This is a genomic window from Streptomyces sp. CY-1 (genome assembly GCF_047218265.1).
Lineage (GTDB): Bacteria > Actinomycetota > Actinomycetes > Streptomycetales > Streptomycetaceae > Streptomyces > Streptomyces niphimycinicus.
On record NZ_CP178393.1, the window covers coordinates 1,761,796 to 1,779,140 of the forward strand.

The window sequence follows — 17,345 nt, forward strand, 5'->3', positions numbered from 1 at the left end:
CTTCCCCCGGTTTCTTTGGGGAAGGGACCAGTTTCACTGACGGGTTCCACGGCCCGGCGGCCGTCGCTCGTTAGGTGTCCGAGGTGACGCTCTCCCCGGCCCGGGCCGCGCGGCGGCGCTCGTCGCCCGCCTTGATCAGGGCGTACCTGATGGCCAGCGCCGCCGCGTTGACCGCGTGCAGCGCCTCCTGGGCGGCGGAGTCCGGCTGTTGCTGTCCGGTGGCGGCGGCCGAGGTGGACTGTGCCGCCTCCAGGCAGGCGACGCACGCCTCCACGAGGGCGTCCGGCCGCCCGCCGGCCCGGCCCAGCTCCGTCAGCAGCCGGGTGATCTCCCGGTGCACTTCGCCGATCGGGTCCGCCACCATCGGATCAGCCACCCTCGAGTCAGCCATCCTCGGGTCCGCCGCCATCGGGTCAACGCCCCCGCGCACCGTCGTCCGCGGGCCCGTGGCCCGTCGGGAGGTCCCCGGCCGGGGCCAGGGTGAGGAACCGCTGCTCCCACAGGGCGAACACCTCGGTGGCCAGTGCCTCCGAGAGTCCGCCGACGGTCTTGGCCAGATCCCCGAGGGTGGTGGTGCCGTCCACCGCGCCGAGCAGTTCGTACAGCTCGGGCGAGACCTTCGCGGACGGGCCGCCGTCGTAGTCGAGGTGGATCTCGTGGGTCCTGGCTCCCGCCGAGGCGTCCGGACCGGCCGTCCTGCGCTCGACCAGCCGGGTCACCGGGCGGAACCGCGGCACCAGAACGCCCAGGTCAGGCGCGGGTTTGCCGCGTACCAGGCAGTCCTCCACCACCAGGACGTCCAGGTCGGTGGTCAGGAAGCTGGTGACCACGTCGTCGAGGCTCTGCACGATGGGTTCGGCGTTGTTGTTGAAGGAGGTGTTGAGGAGCACGGGGGTGCCGGTCAGTTCGCCGAACCGCCGCACCAGGCGGTGGAACCGCTCGCCCGATTCGGCGGAGACGACCTGCACCCGGGCGGTGCCGTCCACGTGGGTGACCGCGCCGAGTTCCGTACGCCGCTCCGGCAGCACCGGCACCACGAAGGACATGAACTCGTGGTTGCCGTCCGCGCCGGAGAGGTCGAAGTAGTCGCGGGCGGCTTCGGCCGTGACCACCGGGGCGAACGGCCGGAAGCCCTCGCGCTTCTTCACCATCGCGTTGATGCGGGTCCGGTTCTCCTCGGGGCGGGCGTCCGCGACGATGCTGCGGTGGCCCAGGGCGCGGGGGCCGAACTCGGAGCGGCCGTACGCCCAGCCGAGCACCTGTCCCTCGGCGAGGAGTCCGGCCGCCGTCTCCACGGCGTCGTCCGGGAACTCCACATCGATCAGCGGCGCCCAGTCGGCCAGCCGGGCCCTGATCTGCTCCCGGCCGCCCATTGCCGGGCCGAGACTCGCGCTGAGCAGCCGTTTGCTCGGCCGCTCCAACGTGCCGAGGCTCGCCGCGGCGGCGTAGGCGGCGCCCTCGCCCGCGCCCGCGTCGTGCGAGGCGGGGTGCACGAACACCTCGTCGAAGAGCCCGGACTTGAGGATCAGCCCGTTGAGGCTGGAGTTGTGGGCGACGCCGCCGCCGAAGCACAGGCGGGACTGGCCGCTGGTCTTCGCCCAGTATTCGAGGATGTGCAGCACGATCTTCTCGACCGTCTCCTGGAGCGCGGCGGCGAAGTCGCGGTGGGCCTGGGTGAACGGCTCGCCCTTGCGGCGCGGCCGGAAGCCCTCGGCGTAGAACAGCGGGCTGACCAGGTTCGGCACCATGATGTTGCCGTGCAACTCGTACTCGCCGTTGTCCTGGAGGGTGTAGAGCTTGGCGAAGGTGTCGCGGTAGGTCTCGGGGTTGCCCCAGGGGGCCAGGCCCATCACCTTGTACTCGTCGCCGAAGCCGTAGCCGAGCAGATAGGTGGCGTTCAGATAGAGCCCGCCGAGCGACTTGGGCACCGGGTAGTCGGCCAGCTTCTCCAGGTGCGTGCCCTCGGCGCGGTAGACGGTGCCGGAGTGCAGTTCGCCGCGGCCGTCCAGCACCAGGACCAGTGCGGAGTCCATGCCGGAGTGCAGATACGAGGAGTACGCGTGCGCCTCGTGGTGCGGCACGTACACCAGCTTCTCGTCCGGCAGGTCCCAGCCCAGGCCCTCCTTCAGCCGCTGCCGGATCAGCTCCCGGGAGTAGCGCAGGGGGGCCCGCGGATATTCGGTGTAGAGGTGGTTGAGGACGGTGTCGATGTGGTTCTCGGGGAAGTAGTAGCCCACCGCGTCGACGTCCTCGGGCCGCGCACCGGCCAGGGCCAGGCACTCACGGACCGCGTTGAGGGGAAATTTGGTTGTCTTCTTGATCCGGTTGAGCCGCTCCTCCTCCACGGCGGCCACGAGTTCGCCGTCGCGGATCAAGGAAGCCGCCGAGTCGTGAAAGAACACCTCGCCGAGCTGCGGCACCACATCGGTGTCCGCGGCGGAGAAGTTGCCGTTGAGCCCGAGCACAAGCACAGTGATCACCCAAACCAGTCGGAGGCGAACGCGAGGATGCGGGGCGGAAGACGCCCGCCGGTCACCGGGAGCGCGGCAGCGCCGGGTCGGCCAGCTCAGGCGCCGTCAGCCGCAGCGTCGTCGGGGCCGGCTGGAACGCGGGGGTGAGGTGGAGGCGCTCGACCCCCTCCTCGTCGGGGGCCGCGAGCGCGGCGGTGCACGCGCAGGTGGTGTCGGCGAACCCGGCGAAGCGGTAGGCCACCTCCATCATCCGGTTGCGATCGGTGCGCCGGAAGTCGGCGGCCAGGTGCACCCCGGCCTGTGCCGCCTGATCGGCCAGCCAGTTCAGCAGGGTGGACCCGGCGCCGAAGGACACCACCCGGCAGGAGGTGGCGAGCAGTTTCAGATGCCACACCGCGGGGTGCCGTTCCAGCAGCACGATGCCGACGGCGCCGTGCGGGCCGAACCGGTCGGCCATCGTGATGACCAGCACCTCGTGCGCGGGGTCGGTGAGCAGTCCGCGCAGTACGGAGTCGGGGTAGTGGACGCCGGTGGCGTTCATCTGGCTGGTGCGCAGGGTCAGTTCCTCGACCCGGGACAGCTCCCGCTCCGTGGCGCGGGAGATGCCCATCCGTATGTCCAGGGTGCGCAGGAAGTCCTCGTCGGGGCCGCTGAACTCGGCCCGCTCGGCGTCACGGCGGAATCCGGACTGGTACATGTTCCGGCGCTGCCGGGAGTCCACGGTGACCACGGCGGGGCTGAACTCGGGCAGCCCGGTGAGCCCGGCCAGGTCCTCGGCCGGGTAGCAGCGCACCTCGGGGAGCCGGTAGGCGACCTCGGCCCGTTCGGCGGGCTGGTCGTCGACGAACGCCATGGCGCGGTCGGCGAAGTTCAGCCGGTCCGCGATGGCGCGTACCGACGCGGACTTGGGGCCCCAGCCGATATGCGGCAGTACGAAGTACTCGGCGAGGCCGAGGGCCTCCAGGCGCTCCCAGGCGTGGTCGTGGTCGTTCTTGCTGGCGATGGACTGGAGAATGCCGCGTTCGTCGAGGGTGGTGATGACATCGCGCACCCACTCGAAGGGCAGCACCTCGCCGTCCTCGAGCAGGGTGCCGCGCCACAGTGTGTTGTCCAGGTCCCAGACGAGACATTTGACGGCCGTCGGCGGCTCGCTCACGGGCTTCCCCTCCGTCATGCTTGCACCTTCTTCCGCGTGTGCTGGGCGAGGACGAGCTGGCAGATCTCGCTGGTGCCCTCGATGACTTCCATCAGCTTCGCGTCGCGGTACGCCCGGGCCACCACATGGCCGTCGGATGCGGCGGCCGACGCCAGGAGCTGTACGGCGCGTGCCGCGCCGTCGGCCGCCTCGCGGGACGCGACGTACTTCGCGTGCACAGCGTCGACCGCCATATCGGGCGAGCCGGTGTCCCAGGAGGCGCTGGCGTGTTCGCAGGCCCGGGTGGCGTGCCGCTCCGCGACGTACAGCTCGGCCAGGTGCCGGGCCACCAACTGGTGCTCGGCGAGTCTGCGGCCGGACTGTTCCCGGGTGGCGGTGTGCGTGGCGGCGGCGTCCAGGCAGGCGCGCAGGATGCCGACGCACCCCCACGCCACGGACATGCGCCCGTAGGTGAGCGCCGCGGTGGTCACCAGGGGCAGTGGCAGTCCGGTGCCGCCGAGTACCTGGCCGGTGGGCACCCGGACGGCGTCCAGGGTGATGTCCGCGTGGCCGGCGGCGCGGCAGCCCAGCGGGTCGGGCACCCGCGTGATGCTGACTCCGGGGGCCCGGGCGGGCACGACCACGGCCGCGGCGCCGCCACGATATTTCCCGAACACCACCAGCAGATCGGCGTAGTGGGCGGCGGTGATCCACACCTTGCGGCCGGTGACGACCACGTGTGTGCCGTCATCGGCGATCTCGGTCTCCATCGCGGCCAGGTCGCTGCCCGCCCCGGGCTCGCTGAATCCGACCGCCGCCAGATCACCGGAGGTCAGCCAGGGCAGAAAGGTGGACCACTGTTCCGCGCCACCCAGCCGCCGTACGGTCCACGCCGCCATGCCCTGGGACGTCATCACGCTGCGCAGCGAGCTGCACCGGGCGCCGACCGCCGCGGTGAGCTCCCCGTTGGCACGGCTGTCCAGTCCGGCGCCGCCGTGCTCGGCGCCGACCTGCGCGCACAGCACACCGGAGGCGCCGAGTTTGACCAGGAGGTCGCGGGGCAGCTCCCCGGCCAGGTCCCAGGCGTCCGCCCGGTCCCCGATCAACCCGCTGACCAGCTCCGTATGGCTGGTGGCGGCGTCGGTCACGGCTGTACCCCGCGCAGCCGCAGGACCATCGCGGTCATCGCGTTGACCGTGCGGAAGTTGTCCAGCGCCAGGTCGGGGCCGGTGATCACCACGTCGAAGGTCGACTCCAGGTGCACGACCAGCTCCATGGCGAACATCGAGGACACGGCACCGGAGCTGAACAGATCGGTGTCCGGGTCCCAGGTCTGCTTGGTGCGCTGTTCGAGGAACTGCTGCACCTCCTGCGCCACCGTCTCGGCGGTGTGGCTGCCCGGCTCGGATGAGATGGTCACGCCAGTTCCTTCCCGTATGCGTAGAACCCGCGGCCCGACTTGCGGCCCAGGTGGCCGTCGCGGACCTTCTTCAGCAGCAGTTCGCTCGGCGCGCACCGGGAGTCGCCGGTGCGCTCGTGCAGCACGCGCAGCGAGTCGGCCAGGTTGTCCAGGCCGATCAGGTCCGCGGTGCGCAGCGGCCCGGTGCGGTGGCCCAGGCAGTCCCGCATGAGTACGTCCACGGCCTCCACCGTGGCCGTGCCCTCCTGCACCACCCGGATCGCGTCGTTGATCATCGGGTGCAGCACCCGGCTGGTGACGAACCCCGGCCCGTCGCCGACGACGACCGGCTTGCGCTCCAGCGCACGCAGCAGATCCGTCACGGCGGTCATCACCGCTTCCCCGGTCCGGGGACCGCGGATCACCTCCACCGTGGGGATCAGATAGGGCGGGTTCATGAAGTGGGTGCCGACCAGCCGTGCCGGATCGGCGATATGACCGGCCAGTTCGTCGATCGGGATGGAGGAGGTGTTCGAGATCAGCGGCACCCGCGCTCCGGTGAGCCCGGCGACCGCTTCGAGCACCTTGGCCTTGGTGGGGGTGTCCTCGGTGACGGCCTCCACCACCGCGGTGGCGTTCCGGCCGTCGGCCAGGGACGCGGTGACCGTCAGCTCGCCCCGCGGGCGGCCGGCCGGCAGGGCTCCCATGAGCTGCGCCATGCGGAGCCGTTCGGTGACCGCGGCCCGTGTTCGGCCGGCCTTGGCCTCGTCCACCTCGACGACCGTCACCGGGATTCCGTGCCCGACGGCGAGAGAGGTGATTCCCAGTCCCATCGTTCCTGCGCCCAGCACCGTGAGCCGCGGCGCTTCCGCATCTCCGCTCATCAATCGCCTCCGCAGCGCGTTGTGAACAACGTGCCGACCATGACACGCGCTTCCGCGTTCACGGTATTGTCCGGGCGGTCACCCAAATCCCCTAAGGATCCCCCCTATACCCCCCTCAGCCGGAATATGAGTTCCAGCATTCTGGAAGACGCCATTGCGCGGCGCGTCGACGGATTCTTAGCATGGGCCGCATTGCCTTTCCCTGGTCCTTACCTTTTCAGCTTTGCGGGGTGCGGAAATCCGATGGCTCAGCAAGTCGATGTGACCGAAAAAATTCTCGGATATGTCCGGGAACTGTCCCTGCGCGATGACGAGATCCTGGCCGGGCTGCGGGCGGAGACCGCGGGTCTGCCCGCCGCCCAGGCCATGCAGGTGATGCCCGAGGAGGGCCAGCTCCTCGGGCTGCTGGTACGGCTCGTCGGCGCCCGTTCGGTGTTGGAGATCGGCACCTTCACCGGTTACAGCACGCTGTGCATGGCGCGGGCCCTGCCGACCGACGGCACGCTGGTGACCTGCGACATCACGGCGAAGTGGCCGGGGCTCGGCCGCCCGTTCTGGGAGCGCGCCGAGGTGGCGGACCGCATCGACGTGCGCATCGGTGACGCCAAGGAGACGCTCGCCGGGCTGCGGCGTGAGGGCCGGGAGTTCGACCTGGTCTTCATCGACGCGGACAAGACCGGATACGCGCACTATTACGAGGAGTCGCTGGCGATGCTCCGGCGCGGCGGGCTCATCGTCCTGGACAACACCCTCTTCTTCGGCCGGGTGACCGACCCCGCCGCGCAGGACGCCGACACCGCCGCCCTGCGCGAGGTGAACAAGCTGCTCCGGGAGGACGGACGCGTCGAGATCAGCATGCTCACCGTTGGTGATGGCATCACGCTCGCGGTCAAACGCTGACCACGTGGCCGGGGTCCGAACGTCTGACGGCCATGTTCCGGGATCCTCCCGGGACATGGCCGTCCGCGCTGCTCCGCGGTCAGGCGCGCGGCACCGCGGTCACGCCAACTCCATCCGGTCGGCGTACAGTTCGGTCGGCAGTTGCTCCCGGTGCTTGATGTCCAGCTTGCGGAACACCCGGGTCAGATGCTGCTCCACCGTGCTGGCCGTGACGTACAGCTTCCCGGCGATCTCCCGGTTGGTGTAGCCCATGGCGGCCAGCGACGCGACCCGCCGTTCGGAGTGTGTCAGCCGCTCGATCGCGGTGTCCGACTTCGGCGTTGGCCCGGTGGCATGGCCCTGGTCGTCGGCCGGCAGCCACTCCTCGTACAGCGACGCCGCGTCGCACATCTTCGCCACATGCCAGGCCCGGCGCATGGTCCGGCGGGCCTGCTTCTTCTCGCCGAGCGCGTGGTACGCCTGGCTGAGGTCCCACAGGGTGCGGGCCAGCTCGTACTTGTCCTCCTGCTCGGTGAACAGGCCCACCGCCTCGTTGAGCAACTGCGGCCGCCGCTTGGCCGAACTGGTGGCCGCCAGAAGGCGTAACGACTGTCCGCGGGCCCGGGCGCCGTCCGTGTGCGGACGGCTGAGCTGCTGGTACACCAGGATCCGGGCCTGGTCGTGGTTGCCCTGCGCCAGCCATGCCTCCGCCGCCCCGATCCGCCACGGCACCGGGTCGCAGCCGCTGCTCAGCCCCCAGTCGGTGAGCAGTTCGCCGCAGAGCAGGAAGTCCGCGAGCGCGGCCTGGTGGCGGCCCGCCGCCAGGAAGTAGTGGCCGCGCGCGTACAGGTAGTGCAGCCCGTAGGAGCTTTTGAACATGGCGTTGGGCACGGTCTGCGCGACATGGAACCCCGCCTCCTCGTGCCGCCCCATCCGCGTACACGCCAGGATGAGGGCGCCGAGCGGCAGTCCGATGGCGACGCCCCAGGCGCCGGGGGAGGCGTGGGTGAGGGCGGCGCGGGACTGCTCCGCGGCCTCGGCTAGGTCACCGCGGCGCAGTGCGATCTCCGACCTGGCGGCCGACAGCACCGCCTGCCGCATCGGGACGTGCGGTCCACCACCGGTCTCGCCGAGCGCACCCTCGCACCAGGCGGACGCCAGGTCGTTCCGGCCGCCGTAGACCAGGGCGAGCAGGGCGAACAGCCCCGCCTGCTCATGGCAGGCCGGGTCGTGTCCGAGCTGAAGTTCGCGCAGCACCTCCTCGGCCCGGCGGACGGTGTCATGGGTCTGCCCGCCGGTGAGCACGTCGGCCAGGACCGTACCGGCCCGGGGCCACGCCGCCGCCCGTGTCGCCGCGGCGCCACCGTGGTGCGGCGGTGCCGCCCGCCGCTCGGCCAGCCAGGGATAGGTGCAGGTGAGTGCCGCCTCGATGGCATGGAGCTGGTCGGTGGCCGCGGGGTCCGCGCGCAGATGGGCGAGCAGCCCCTCCACCTCGCTCAGTCCCCCCTTCCACAGGAGCTGCATGAGCAGGGTGACGCTGTCGGGGAGGCCGAGCCGGCCGGCCCGGACGGCGCCGTACAGCGGTGCGTGGTGCCGCGTGGCGGTGGACGGATTGATCTTCCACTCCGCCTCGGCGAGCTTCGCTCTCAGGGCGGCGCGGCGCTCTTCGTGCGGGCATTGCTCGAAGGACTGCTCCAGTAAGTCGACGGCGATGGACGCCTCTTCGCCCACCGCCACCTGCTCGGCCACTTCCAGAAGCACCTCGGCCGACCACGAGTCGGGGATCTGCCCGGCCCGCACCAGATGACGGGCGATCGTGGCGGCGGGCCTGCCCTGGTCGTGCAGCAGCCGCGCGGCCCGCTGGTGCAGGGTCCTGCGGGCCTGCGCGGGCATGTCGTTGAGCACGCTCAGCCGGGCCGTCTCCTGCCGGAACGCGCCCTCGTCCATCAGCCCGGCCCCGGTCAGCGCCGCGAGCACCTGGCTGATGGGCTCGGGCTCGTGTCCGGTCAGCCAGGCGAGGTCGGCGGCGGGCAGGGCGGAGCCCACCACGGCCAGCGCGCGCACCACGTCCAGGAAGATCGGCTCATTGCGGTGCAGACAGCTCAGGAAGGACTGGCCGTAGCCGGTCTGGCGGGCCTCGCCGTACTCACGGTAGTCGGAGAGCAAGGTGTGCAGCAGCAGCCGGTTGCCACCGGTGGCGGCGAGGATGTCGCCGACGTGGCGGCGCGCGGTCTCCCCCAGCTCCGCCACGACCACTTCGGCCACCTGACCCGGGGAAAGGGGGCCCAGGCCGATGCGGCGCAGGTGCTGGGCGCGCAGCAGTTCGTAGCGGAGCGGCAGGGACGAGGACAGGCTCAGGTCGTCGGTGAATACGGCCGCGATGCGCGCCGAGTCCAGGCGCCGTACCAGTTGCAGGAGGAAGGCTGCGGAGGCCGGGTCGCTGTGCCGGACATCGTCCACGGCGAGGAGCAGTGGTGTGTGTTCCGCGTGGTCGATCAGCGAGGTGCACAGCCGGTGGCACAGCCGGGCGATCCCGGCCCGGTCCACCGGATCGCCGGCCCCGCGGAGGATGTCCGGCAGCCCCGGTACCTCGGGCGGCCCACCCGGTGACTTCCAGGCGCCGCGGGCCAATTGCGAGACGACGCCGAAGGGAAGGTCCCGCTCGCTGGGGGAGCATGTCGCGCTGATGGTGAGATAGCCGGATTCCGAGGCTCGTTCGGCGAACGACCGGAGCAGGGTCGTCTTCCCGCATGCCAGCGGTCCGTCCACGAGAAGAGCCTGCCCGGGCCGCACCAAAGAGTCACCGAATGGATGTCCGAGGTGCACCGCGGTATTCAATACCCCGCCCAGCGGACGGGAATTCCGCTCGGTATTCACCGGCATGGCATAGCTGTAGGGCATGGTGATGGTCCCCGATCGAGGTCGACGGAATGCGGACTCGCGGCCCTTGAGTCAGACCAAATTGTTGATCGGGACACGATTCCATCAGCACGCCCCTGCCTGCCTCAACCCCTACCGGAAGCTCCGCCCCCTAACCGGCCCCACCACATCTCGTTCTCCGCATCGGGCTGTTCAGTTATCCGTGGCGGGCGCCGCACGGTCAACCCCCTATCGAGTCCGTGCGCCCCTAAAACGCATGCGGAGAAAGGTCTCGGTGGCCCGGACACCGTGAGGCATCACCATGCGGGCGCGCGGGGCATCGCCGCGAGGGTGGTGCTGACGGTGTCCTCGGGGATCCCGCGCACCAGTCCGGGCCCCTCGGGGCCGTCCAGGACGAACGTCAGCCCGTCGGTGGCCTTCTTGTCCAGGCGCATCAGCTCCACCAGCTCGGACACCGAGACATCCGGCGGCAGCCCGGTCGGCAGGCCGTAGCGGGATACGACGTCATGGTGCTCGGCGACCCGTTCCGGGCCGATGCGCCCCAGCGCGCCGGCGAGCCGGCCGGCGAAGACCGTGCCGATGGCCACGCCCTCGCCGTGGCGTAGTGCGAACCCGGTGGCGCGTTCCAGCGCATGCCCCAAGGTGTGTCCGTAGTTGAGGAGGTGGCGCAGGCCGGAGTCGCGTTCGTCCGCGGCGACGATGCCCGCCTTGAGCGTCACACTGGCCGAGATCTGGTCGAGCAGCGGCAGCCCGTCGAGGTCGGGCGCGCCGATGAAGTGGCAGCGGGCGATCTCACCGAGGCCGTTGCGCCATTCCCGGTCGGGCAGGGTTTTCAGATGCTCGAGGTCGCAGAGCACGGCCGCGGGCTGCCAGTAGGCGCCGACCAGGTTCTTGCCCTCGGGCAGATTCACCGCGGTCTTCCCGCCGACGCTCGCGTCCACCTGGGCGAGCAGCGAGGTCGGCACATGAACGACCGGGGTGCCCCGGTGGTAGAGGGCGGCGGCCAGGCCCACCGTGTCGGTCGTGGTGCCGCCGCCACAGGACACCACCACATCCGAGCGGGTGAGTCCGAATCCGACGAACCGGCGGCACAGGTCCGTCACGGCGGCCAGGTCCTTGGCCTCCTCCCCGTCGCGGGCGGGCACGACGAGCGAGGGCACTCCCGGGTCGGGGGTCTGCCCGGCGGGCCGCGCGGTGACCACCACCGCCCTGCGCGCGCCCAGGGCGGCCACCACCTGTGGCAGCAGCCGCTGCACACCGTGGCCGATGTGAACGGTATAGGAGCGTTCGGCCAGCCCGACGGTGACCTGCCGGGCAGGGGACGCGGAGCCGGTGGCCGAAGTGGAAGTCGACGTGGTCAAGACTGCCTTCCCATCGCTGACGCGGCCCCGGCGAGAAGCCGTCTCGCCGGGGCCGGAATCGGGTGCGGAGCCGTTTTCAGTCCTCGACCGCGATCGCGGCGGCCGGGCAGAGGAACGACGCCTCGGCGACGCTGTCGCGCAGCTCGAGCGGCGGCCGCGCATCCAGCAGGACCACGGTCCCGTCCTCCTCCCGCTGGTCGAAAACCTCCGGCGCCGCCAGCGCGCAATGCCCGGCCGCGCAGCACTTGTCCTGATCCACCGAGACCTTCACCATCGTGTTCCCCTCATCATCCTTCTGTCATCCGTTCCGCGGTCACCAGGCGACGGGCACACGGGCGACGCCGAAGTTCATCGACTCGTACAGAAACGCCAGGTCCTCGAGCGGGACCTCCAGGCGCAGCGTGGGCAGCCGGCGCAGCAGGGTCTCCAGAGCGATCTGGAGCTCGACCCGGGCGAGGGTCTGCCCCAGGCACTGGTGCACGCCGAAGCCGAACGCGACATGCTCGCGGGCGTTGGGCCGGCTCAGGTCCAGCTCGTGGGCGTCCGCGAAGTGGGGGTCCCGGTTGGCGCTGGGCAGGTTGATGATCACCCCTTCACCGGCCGGGATGAGTACGCCGCCCACCTCGACGTCCTCGACGGCCACCCGTCCGGTGCCTTCCTGGACGATCGTGATGTACCGGAGCAGTTCGTCCACCGCGTTGCCCATCAGCCCGGCATCGGCCCGCAGCCGGGCGAGCTGGTCGGGGTGGTTCAGCAGCAGGACGGTGGACAGGGCGATCATGTTGGCGGTGGTCTCGTGCCCGGCCAGCAGCAGCACCAGGGCGGTGGCGACCACCTGCTGCTGGGTGAGCCCGCCCGTCGGCTCCTGGTCGACGATGAGCCGGCTGAGCAGATCGTCGCCCGGGTCGGCGCGCTTGGCCGCGCACATCCGGGTCACGTAGTCCACCATGACGCCGAGCGCGGCGCCCATCTCCTCGGCCGACGCGGTGAAGTCCATGACGCCCTGCGACGCCTGCTGGAACTCCGCGAAGTCGGCGTCCGAGACCCCCAGCATCACGCCGATCACCTGGGACGGCAGGGGGAAGGCGAAGTCGGCCACCAGGTCGGCCGGCGGGCCCTGGGCGATCAGCCGGTCCAGGAGGCCGTCGACGATGCCCTGGATCATCGGCCGCATCGCCTCGGTGCGCCGGATGGTGAAGTTCGCGGTGAGCATGCGGCGGATCCGGGCGTGCTCCGGATCGTCCATCCTCCCGAGGTTGAACACCTCGGCCGGCACCTCGAACTTCACAAAGCGGGGCATCGCCTTGTGCGTGCCGTCGGCGCTGAACCTGCTGTCGCCGAGCGCCGCCCGCGCCTCGTGATAGCCGGTGACGAGAAACGGGGTGCTGCCGTCCCACATCCGCACCCGCGTGACGGCGGACCGCTCGCGCAGTTCCTCGTATCCCGGCGGGGGTGAGAACGGGCATGCAGCAGCCCGCAATTCGGGGTAGTCGCGTATCTCGTCCATGCCTGTCCGTCCCGTCAGTCGCTTCGTCGCCACCACTGCGCCGCCCTACGGATGGACAAGTCTGGTCCGCGCACCGGATCCCCACTCCCCTAACCACTCCCCTATGCCCCCTTGGCTTGGGAGCGGGTATCCCCCCGTGCCCCGGCGGCAGGACGCTCAGCAGGAGGACGATCCGGTGGCTCCGATGAGCTGCCACAGCCGACGCGACAGCTCCTGCCGATTTCCGACCGAGAGCTTTCGGTAGATGCGGGTCAGATGCTGCTCCACGGTGCTGACCGTGATGTAGAGGCTCTTGGCGATCTGCCGGTTGGACATCCCCGACGCGGCCAGGGTCGCCACGCGCCACTCGGCCTCCGAGAGAACGGGCTGCTCCGCGCCTTCGGCCGAGGCGGCGGGGTCCGACTCCTCGGGCTCCCCGGTATCCCCGGCGGGTTCCGGCAGTCGCGCGTCCGCGGGGCTCTCGGCGCCATCCACGACGAGGTCCCTGCGGCTCTCGTGCTGGGCGCTGATCCCGCACTCGTCCATCAGCTTCTGCGCCTCATGCCAGGTGCCGCGGGCCTGCTGGGTTTCCCCGGTGCTGAGGAAGTCCTGGCTGAGCTCGGCGAGCGTACGGGCGAGTTCGAAACGGTCGCCGTGCTCGCGCAGACACTTGGCGGACTGATACAGGAGCAGCCTGCGCTTGTCCGGGTCTTCGGCCATGGCCAGAACGCGCAGCGCCCGGCCGCGGGTGCTCAAGGGGCGGTCGGGCGACAGCTTGAGTTCCTCCAGGGCGAGTCTTTTGGCCTCCGCCGGCTCCTGGACACGCAGATACGCCTCGGCGGCGTCGATACGCCAGGGCGCCAGGTCGCCGAAGTCCACGGGCCACTGGTCCATCAGCATCCCGCTCACCATGAAGTCGTTCAGCGCTGCGTAGGGACGGTTGGTGGCCAGGCAGTACTGTCCACGGGCCCGGAGGTACTCCAACCCGACAACGCTGTCGAACATTTCCTTCGGCACCCAGTAATGCAGATATCGCTGGGCCTCATCGAGTCTGCCGATGGCGGTGTGGGCCGCCACCAGAACGGAGAGCGGCAATCCGATGGCGACGCCCCAGCCGCGCGGGGGGATGGACTTCAGCGCGGTGCCGGCGAGATCGATGGCCGAGGTGAAGTCCCCATGGCGGCATCTGATGTAGGCGCGCATGGCCAGGGCGACGGCGCCGGGCGTCTTCATGTTCAGGTTGCCGGCCGCGGTGAAAAGCGCGCCGCACAGCCGGTCCGCCGTTTCCGCTTCGCCTCTCGCGGCCAATGCCCAGACCATCCGGCAGGCGTATGCGTAGGCGAACCAGAAGTGGTTGGAGGGCGACAACAGATGCATGGTGTCGGGAGAGAAGTCCGCCACCTGCCGGGGATCCTGGAAATGCCCGATCTCCATGCCCAGTTCGTCGACGGAGAGCTGAAGACCGTGCTCCAGGTTGGCCGCCCACAGTCCGTCGACTTCCCCGTCCGAGGAAGCCTGGTCGGGGAAGTCATGGATCAGGGCCGGTTTGAGGAAGGTGGCCCACTGCCGGGTCACCCGCAGAGCGGCCATGCTGGACGCGTTATCGGTGTCACCACCGCCCGAAAGCCACTTGAAGGCTTCTTCCCCATCGCTGAACCGGCCGAACCAGAGCACCATGAAGAGCAGGAAGCACAGATACTGTTCCGGGATGTCCGCGGGGAATTCCTCCCGTATCGCGGCCATCAGACGGTCCAGTTCGGGTTCGGCGGTCGCCGGATTGCTGGACCATAACGCGCCGACCAGCGCCATGAGAATGTCCATGTGCTCGCGCCGGCCGAGGTCCGCGCGGGCGGCGAGCCGCAGGCCCGCGATCGCTTCCTCCGTACGGCCGTGGTCGAGATTCTTCTGGGCCGCGTGCCAGAGCACGGTGACGTCTTTTTGGTCGGGCGTTCTGTCGGCGGTGACCAGGAGTTCCGCCACCGCGATCGGATCGGCCCCGTCGGCATACAGAAGTTCGGCCGCTTTCGCGCTGAGCCGGGCCCGGTCCTCCGCCGACAGCGTCTCCAGCGTGATGTATCGCGCCGCGGGGTGCCGGAACCGTCCGTCCTCCAGCAGTCCGGCGGAGTTCATGACGGTGATGGCCCGGGTCGCGCGTTCCCGGCCGCAGGCGAGCAGACTGGCCACCCGCCCCGGGCCGCCGTACCGGTCCAGCACCGCGAGTGCCTGTGCCACCTGGAGCAACGCCGGATGGGACAACAGGCACCCGCGATAGGTCTCCTGGAACTCCGCGCCGACGGTGACATCCGTCTCCGACCCGCCCGGAGCGGCCTGGAGATGGTCCCGCAGCAGGGCCTTGACCAGCCGTGCATTGCCACCGCTGACGGCGTGGCAGGAGGCGCGGATCCGGTCGGCCAGGTCGGCGTCGCCGTGCCGCTCCAGCAGGTGTCCGACCCCGGATTCCGGGAGTGTATCGATCTTGATCTTGTAGAGCTCATGGAAGCCGTGAGTGCCGACACACAACTGATGACTCTGCCCGCAGGTCATCACGACGAGCGTACGGGTGCCGGAGGCATGCCTGGCGATATGCAGCAGGCACATGAGGGAGGGGTAGTCGGCATGCTCGGCATCGTCAACCGCGATGATCAGTTGCTTGCCGCCCGCGATGCGGTGCAGCACATCGGATATCTCTCGGACCAGGCTTCTCAGCATGCCGGGTTCGGCTTCCGAATACCGCTCTCCGGCGGTCCTCCAGCGCGCCACGACGTCCAATTCATCCGTGAACGCGGACGACCAGATGAGCTGTTCCACTATATTGAACGGGATCGCGGTGTCGTCGGCGAATCCGGACGCCATAAGACAGACCGCACCCGATTCGGCCGCCTGCTCCTTCAGACTGCCCAATAAGGAGGTCTTTCCGACACCGGGTCCCCCGGTCACTTTGAGAAGCCCGCCGTTTCCTCGTGCTGCCATGTCGAGGACGCCGCGAAGCTCTGATTGATAATCTGTCAGTCCCATACTCATCAGTCCTCGCTGTGGGGGTGTGTGCGTCTGAGCGATGAGTTGATCTCCGCGGTCATCCCACCCTGCGGAGGAAGCCTTCTCTGACGAGACAGATAACCGCTGCGCCGACGGCGGCTGATTCCCTGATCTGGATCACCTCCGGTGGGAGCCCATGTCCTTGACGTTCATACAAGCAGAGTCACAACCGGAGCGAAACCGTCCACCGATCATGATCAGCCACGGTTTCCAAACCCCGTGCGAACGTGCCCGACTGAGCGGGCGGCCCCGTCCTCGCACCCCCGAGAAGGGCGGGACGCCGCCAGTGCCGGCTTGCAGGATAAACGCGATGTGCGGCATGCCGACGCGAATGCACCTCAGCCTCTGAACCGGTTATGGACCCGGCAGTATTCCTTACCCTGTGCAAAGCTGGTGGCTTACCAGCAGCCGCCCCGGCCGGTCGCCGCTCCATGCCCGTCCCAGCGGGCTCCGGAGTGACAAGTGTCCAACCTGCGGCCATCCCCCGGTTGCCTCAAAGTCATGTCGCATACCATTCCCGGCAACCTCCTCGCCCCTCAGCAGATAATGCCTGCCCCCGACTCGTCGCGGAGATACGGGGATTGACCCCTACATGCTCACCGCGCCAGCGCGACCATAAACGGCCGCCGCCCCATGATTCCCCTAAACTCTGCGCCGTGATTTGGCCGGGGTTTATCTGCCTGCAAAACGGCCGAAACGGGTGCGCCATGGACCGAACCCGGGACCGTCCCCGCGGCATACGATGCCGGAAGTCCTGACTGCTGGCCACATCAGAGACGAGGGAGCGTGAACTGTGACCGTCAAGGGCGCGTTGTTCGACTTCTCCGGGACTCTGTTCCGAATCGAGTCCACCGAGTCCTGGCTCCGTACCGAGCTGTACGACGCCCTCTATGACCGCCACCTGGAGCCCGCGGCCCGGCAGCCCTACCCGGACGCCGCCGAGGGGCCGGCCGAGCTGCACCGGCACGGGGTGCGGATCGCGGTGGTCAGCAACATCGGCTGATCCCGAAAGGGATCCCGTGGGGCGAACCCACCGGTTCGGGCGATCCCCCCGTGTCGCCCGAACCGGCGGAGACATGCGGCGGCCCTGGAAGGATCGGCGGACAACCGAACGTCGCCTGAGTATATTGGCTGACAGCCAGCCAACGCAGGAGTTACAGCATGGTCCCCCGAAGCCCGTCGGTCAATGAGGAGTTGCGCCGCCGATCCCAGGTCCGTCTGCTGGAGGCGACGGTCGAGCTGGTCGACGAGCACGGCTACGAGGCGACCACCCTCGGCGATATCGCCGACCGGGCCGGAGCGGCCCGCGGCCTGGTCTCGTACTACTTCCCGGGCAAGCGGCAGTTGCTGCAAACGGCCGTCCACCGGCTGATGCATATGGAGCTGGCCCGGGGGCTCGAGCGGGAGCCGCGTCCGGAGGGCGCGGAGACCGGGCGGGAGCTGATGGCGCGGGCGATCGACGCGATCCTGGGGCTGGCCCGGGACCGGCCGCGGCTGATGCGCACGCATATGGCGGGGATTCTCACGGCCGAGGGCTTCATCCAGTGCCCCGAGCAGCAGCGGCTGGCCACTCTGCTGCGGGATACCGTCACCCGGTACGGCTCCGAGGACCCCGAAACCGACTACCGGCTGCTGCGCGCTCTGCTGATGGGCGCCGTGGTCGCGGTGCTGCTGCCGGGGGCGCCGATGCCGCCCGAGCGGCTGCGGGCGGAGCTGTTCCACCGCTACGGACTGGACTGGGAGCTCGGGCTCCCGCCGGGCGAGGAGCCGCCCGACGGGAGCCGGATGAGCACGCTGGAGTGAACGGACGCGCG

13 protein-coding genes and 1 pseudogene are annotated in these 17,345 nt (G+C 69.8%); 3 read left to right on the forward strand and 11 right to left on the reverse strand.

Annotated elements, in window-relative coordinates; all coding sequences use genetic code 11:
- Positions 1-70: 70 nt before the first annotated feature.
- From ACK1X7_RS07165 to ACK1X7_RS07190, 6 genes are read right to left on the reverse strand one after another with little or no spacing between them, the layout of a single operon-like run.
- Positions 71-376: an O-linked N-acetylglucosamine transferase gene (locus ACK1X7_RS07165; RefSeq protein ID WP_385139810.1), complete on the reverse strand. Its 306-nt coding sequence runs from the start codon at positions 374-376 to the stop codon at positions 71-73.
- Between the two features lie 37 nt (positions 377-413).
- Entirely contained in the window at positions 414-2,480 is a 2,067-nt protein-coding gene (locus ACK1X7_RS07170; protein WP_390792697.1) for a carbamoyltransferase family protein, read from the reverse strand.
- Positions 2,481-2,532: 52 nt separating this feature from the next.
- Positions 2,533-3,645 carry an HAD-IIIC family phosphatase gene (locus ACK1X7_RS07175; RefSeq protein ID WP_385139804.1) on the reverse strand — a complete coding sequence of 371 codons (1,113 nt, stop codon included), beginning with the start codon at positions 3,643-3,645 and terminating at the stop codon, positions 2,533-2,535.
- Positions 3,642-4,754, reverse strand: coding sequence for an acyl-CoA dehydrogenase family protein (locus ACK1X7_RS07180; protein ID WP_413114783.1), 1,113 nt, complete (start codon positions 4,752-4,754; stop codon positions 3,642-3,644). The genes ACK1X7_RS07175 and ACK1X7_RS07180 overlap by 4 nt, the downstream gene beginning before the upstream one ends.
- A complete protein-coding gene (locus tag ACK1X7_RS07185) occupies positions 4,751-5,026 on the reverse strand; it encodes an acyl carrier protein (RefSeq protein WP_385139798.1) in 276 nt (91 codons plus the stop codon). Before ACK1X7_RS07185 ends, ACK1X7_RS07180 begins: the two co-directional genes overlap by 4 nt.
- Positions 5,023-5,889 carry a 3-hydroxyacyl-CoA dehydrogenase family protein gene (locus ACK1X7_RS07190; protein WP_383148081.1) on the reverse strand — a complete coding sequence of 289 codons (867 nt, stop codon included), beginning with the start codon at positions 5,887-5,889 and terminating at the stop codon, positions 5,023-5,025. The genes ACK1X7_RS07185 and ACK1X7_RS07190 overlap by 4 nt, the downstream gene beginning before the upstream one ends.
- 243 nt (positions 5,890-6,132) lie before the next feature.
- Between ACK1X7_RS07190 and ACK1X7_RS07195 the strand changes: the two genes are divergently transcribed.
- The gene (locus ACK1X7_RS07195) at positions 6,133-6,789 is read left to right on the forward strand and encodes an O-methyltransferase (RefSeq protein WP_385139794.1); all 657 of its coding nucleotides are present in this window, start codon (positions 6,133-6,135) and stop codon (positions 6,787-6,789) included.
- Between the two features lie 99 nt (positions 6,790-6,888).
- On the opposite strand, the gene ACK1X7_RS07200 is transcribed toward ACK1X7_RS07195, so the two are convergent.
- The 5 genes from ACK1X7_RS07200 to ACK1X7_RS07220 form a co-directional block, all read right to left on the reverse strand.
- A complete protein-coding gene (locus ACK1X7_RS07200) occupies positions 6,889-9,669 on the reverse strand; it encodes a helix-turn-helix transcriptional regulator (protein WP_413114784.1) in 2,781 nt (926 codons plus the stop codon).
- A gap of 275 nt (positions 9,670-9,944) precedes the next feature.
- Entirely contained in the window at positions 9,945-11,009 is a 1,065-nt protein-coding gene (locus ACK1X7_RS07205) for a 3-dehydroquinate synthase family protein (protein WP_385139792.1), read from the reverse strand.
- A 76-nt stretch (positions 11,010-11,085) separates the two neighbouring features.
- Positions 11,086-11,280 (reverse strand): ferredoxin, encoded by a 195-nt coding sequence (locus tag ACK1X7_RS07210; protein WP_385139816.1) that lies wholly within the window; start codon positions 11,278-11,280, stop codon positions 11,086-11,088.
- A 42-nt stretch (positions 11,281-11,322) separates the two neighbouring features.
- The gene (locus tag ACK1X7_RS07215; RefSeq protein ID WP_385139789.1) at positions 11,323-12,516 is read right to left on the reverse strand and encodes a cytochrome P450; all 1,194 of its coding nucleotides are present in this window, start codon (positions 12,514-12,516) and stop codon (positions 11,323-11,325) included.
- A 156-nt stretch (positions 12,517-12,672) separates the two neighbouring features.
- On the reverse strand, positions 12,673-15,516 hold the full coding sequence (locus ACK1X7_RS07220; RefSeq protein ID WP_413114785.1) for a helix-turn-helix transcriptional regulator: 2,844 nt from the start codon (positions 15,514-15,516) through the stop codon (positions 12,673-12,675).
- A gap of 808 nt (positions 15,517-16,324) precedes the next feature.
- Between ACK1X7_RS07220 and ACK1X7_RS07225 the strand changes: the two are divergent.
- Both ACK1X7_RS07225 and ACK1X7_RS07230 read left to right on the forward strand, forming a co-directional pair.
- Positions 16,325-16,531, forward strand: a pseudogene (locus tag ACK1X7_RS07225) (hypothetical protein); the annotation flags it as partial.
- Between the two features lie 161 nt (positions 16,532-16,692).
- Complete coding sequence (locus tag ACK1X7_RS07230; RefSeq protein WP_216340939.1) at positions 16,693-17,334, forward strand: TetR/AcrR family transcriptional regulator; 642 nt, start codon at positions 16,693-16,695, stop codon at positions 17,332-17,334.
- Positions 17,335-17,345: the final 11 nt, after the last annotated feature.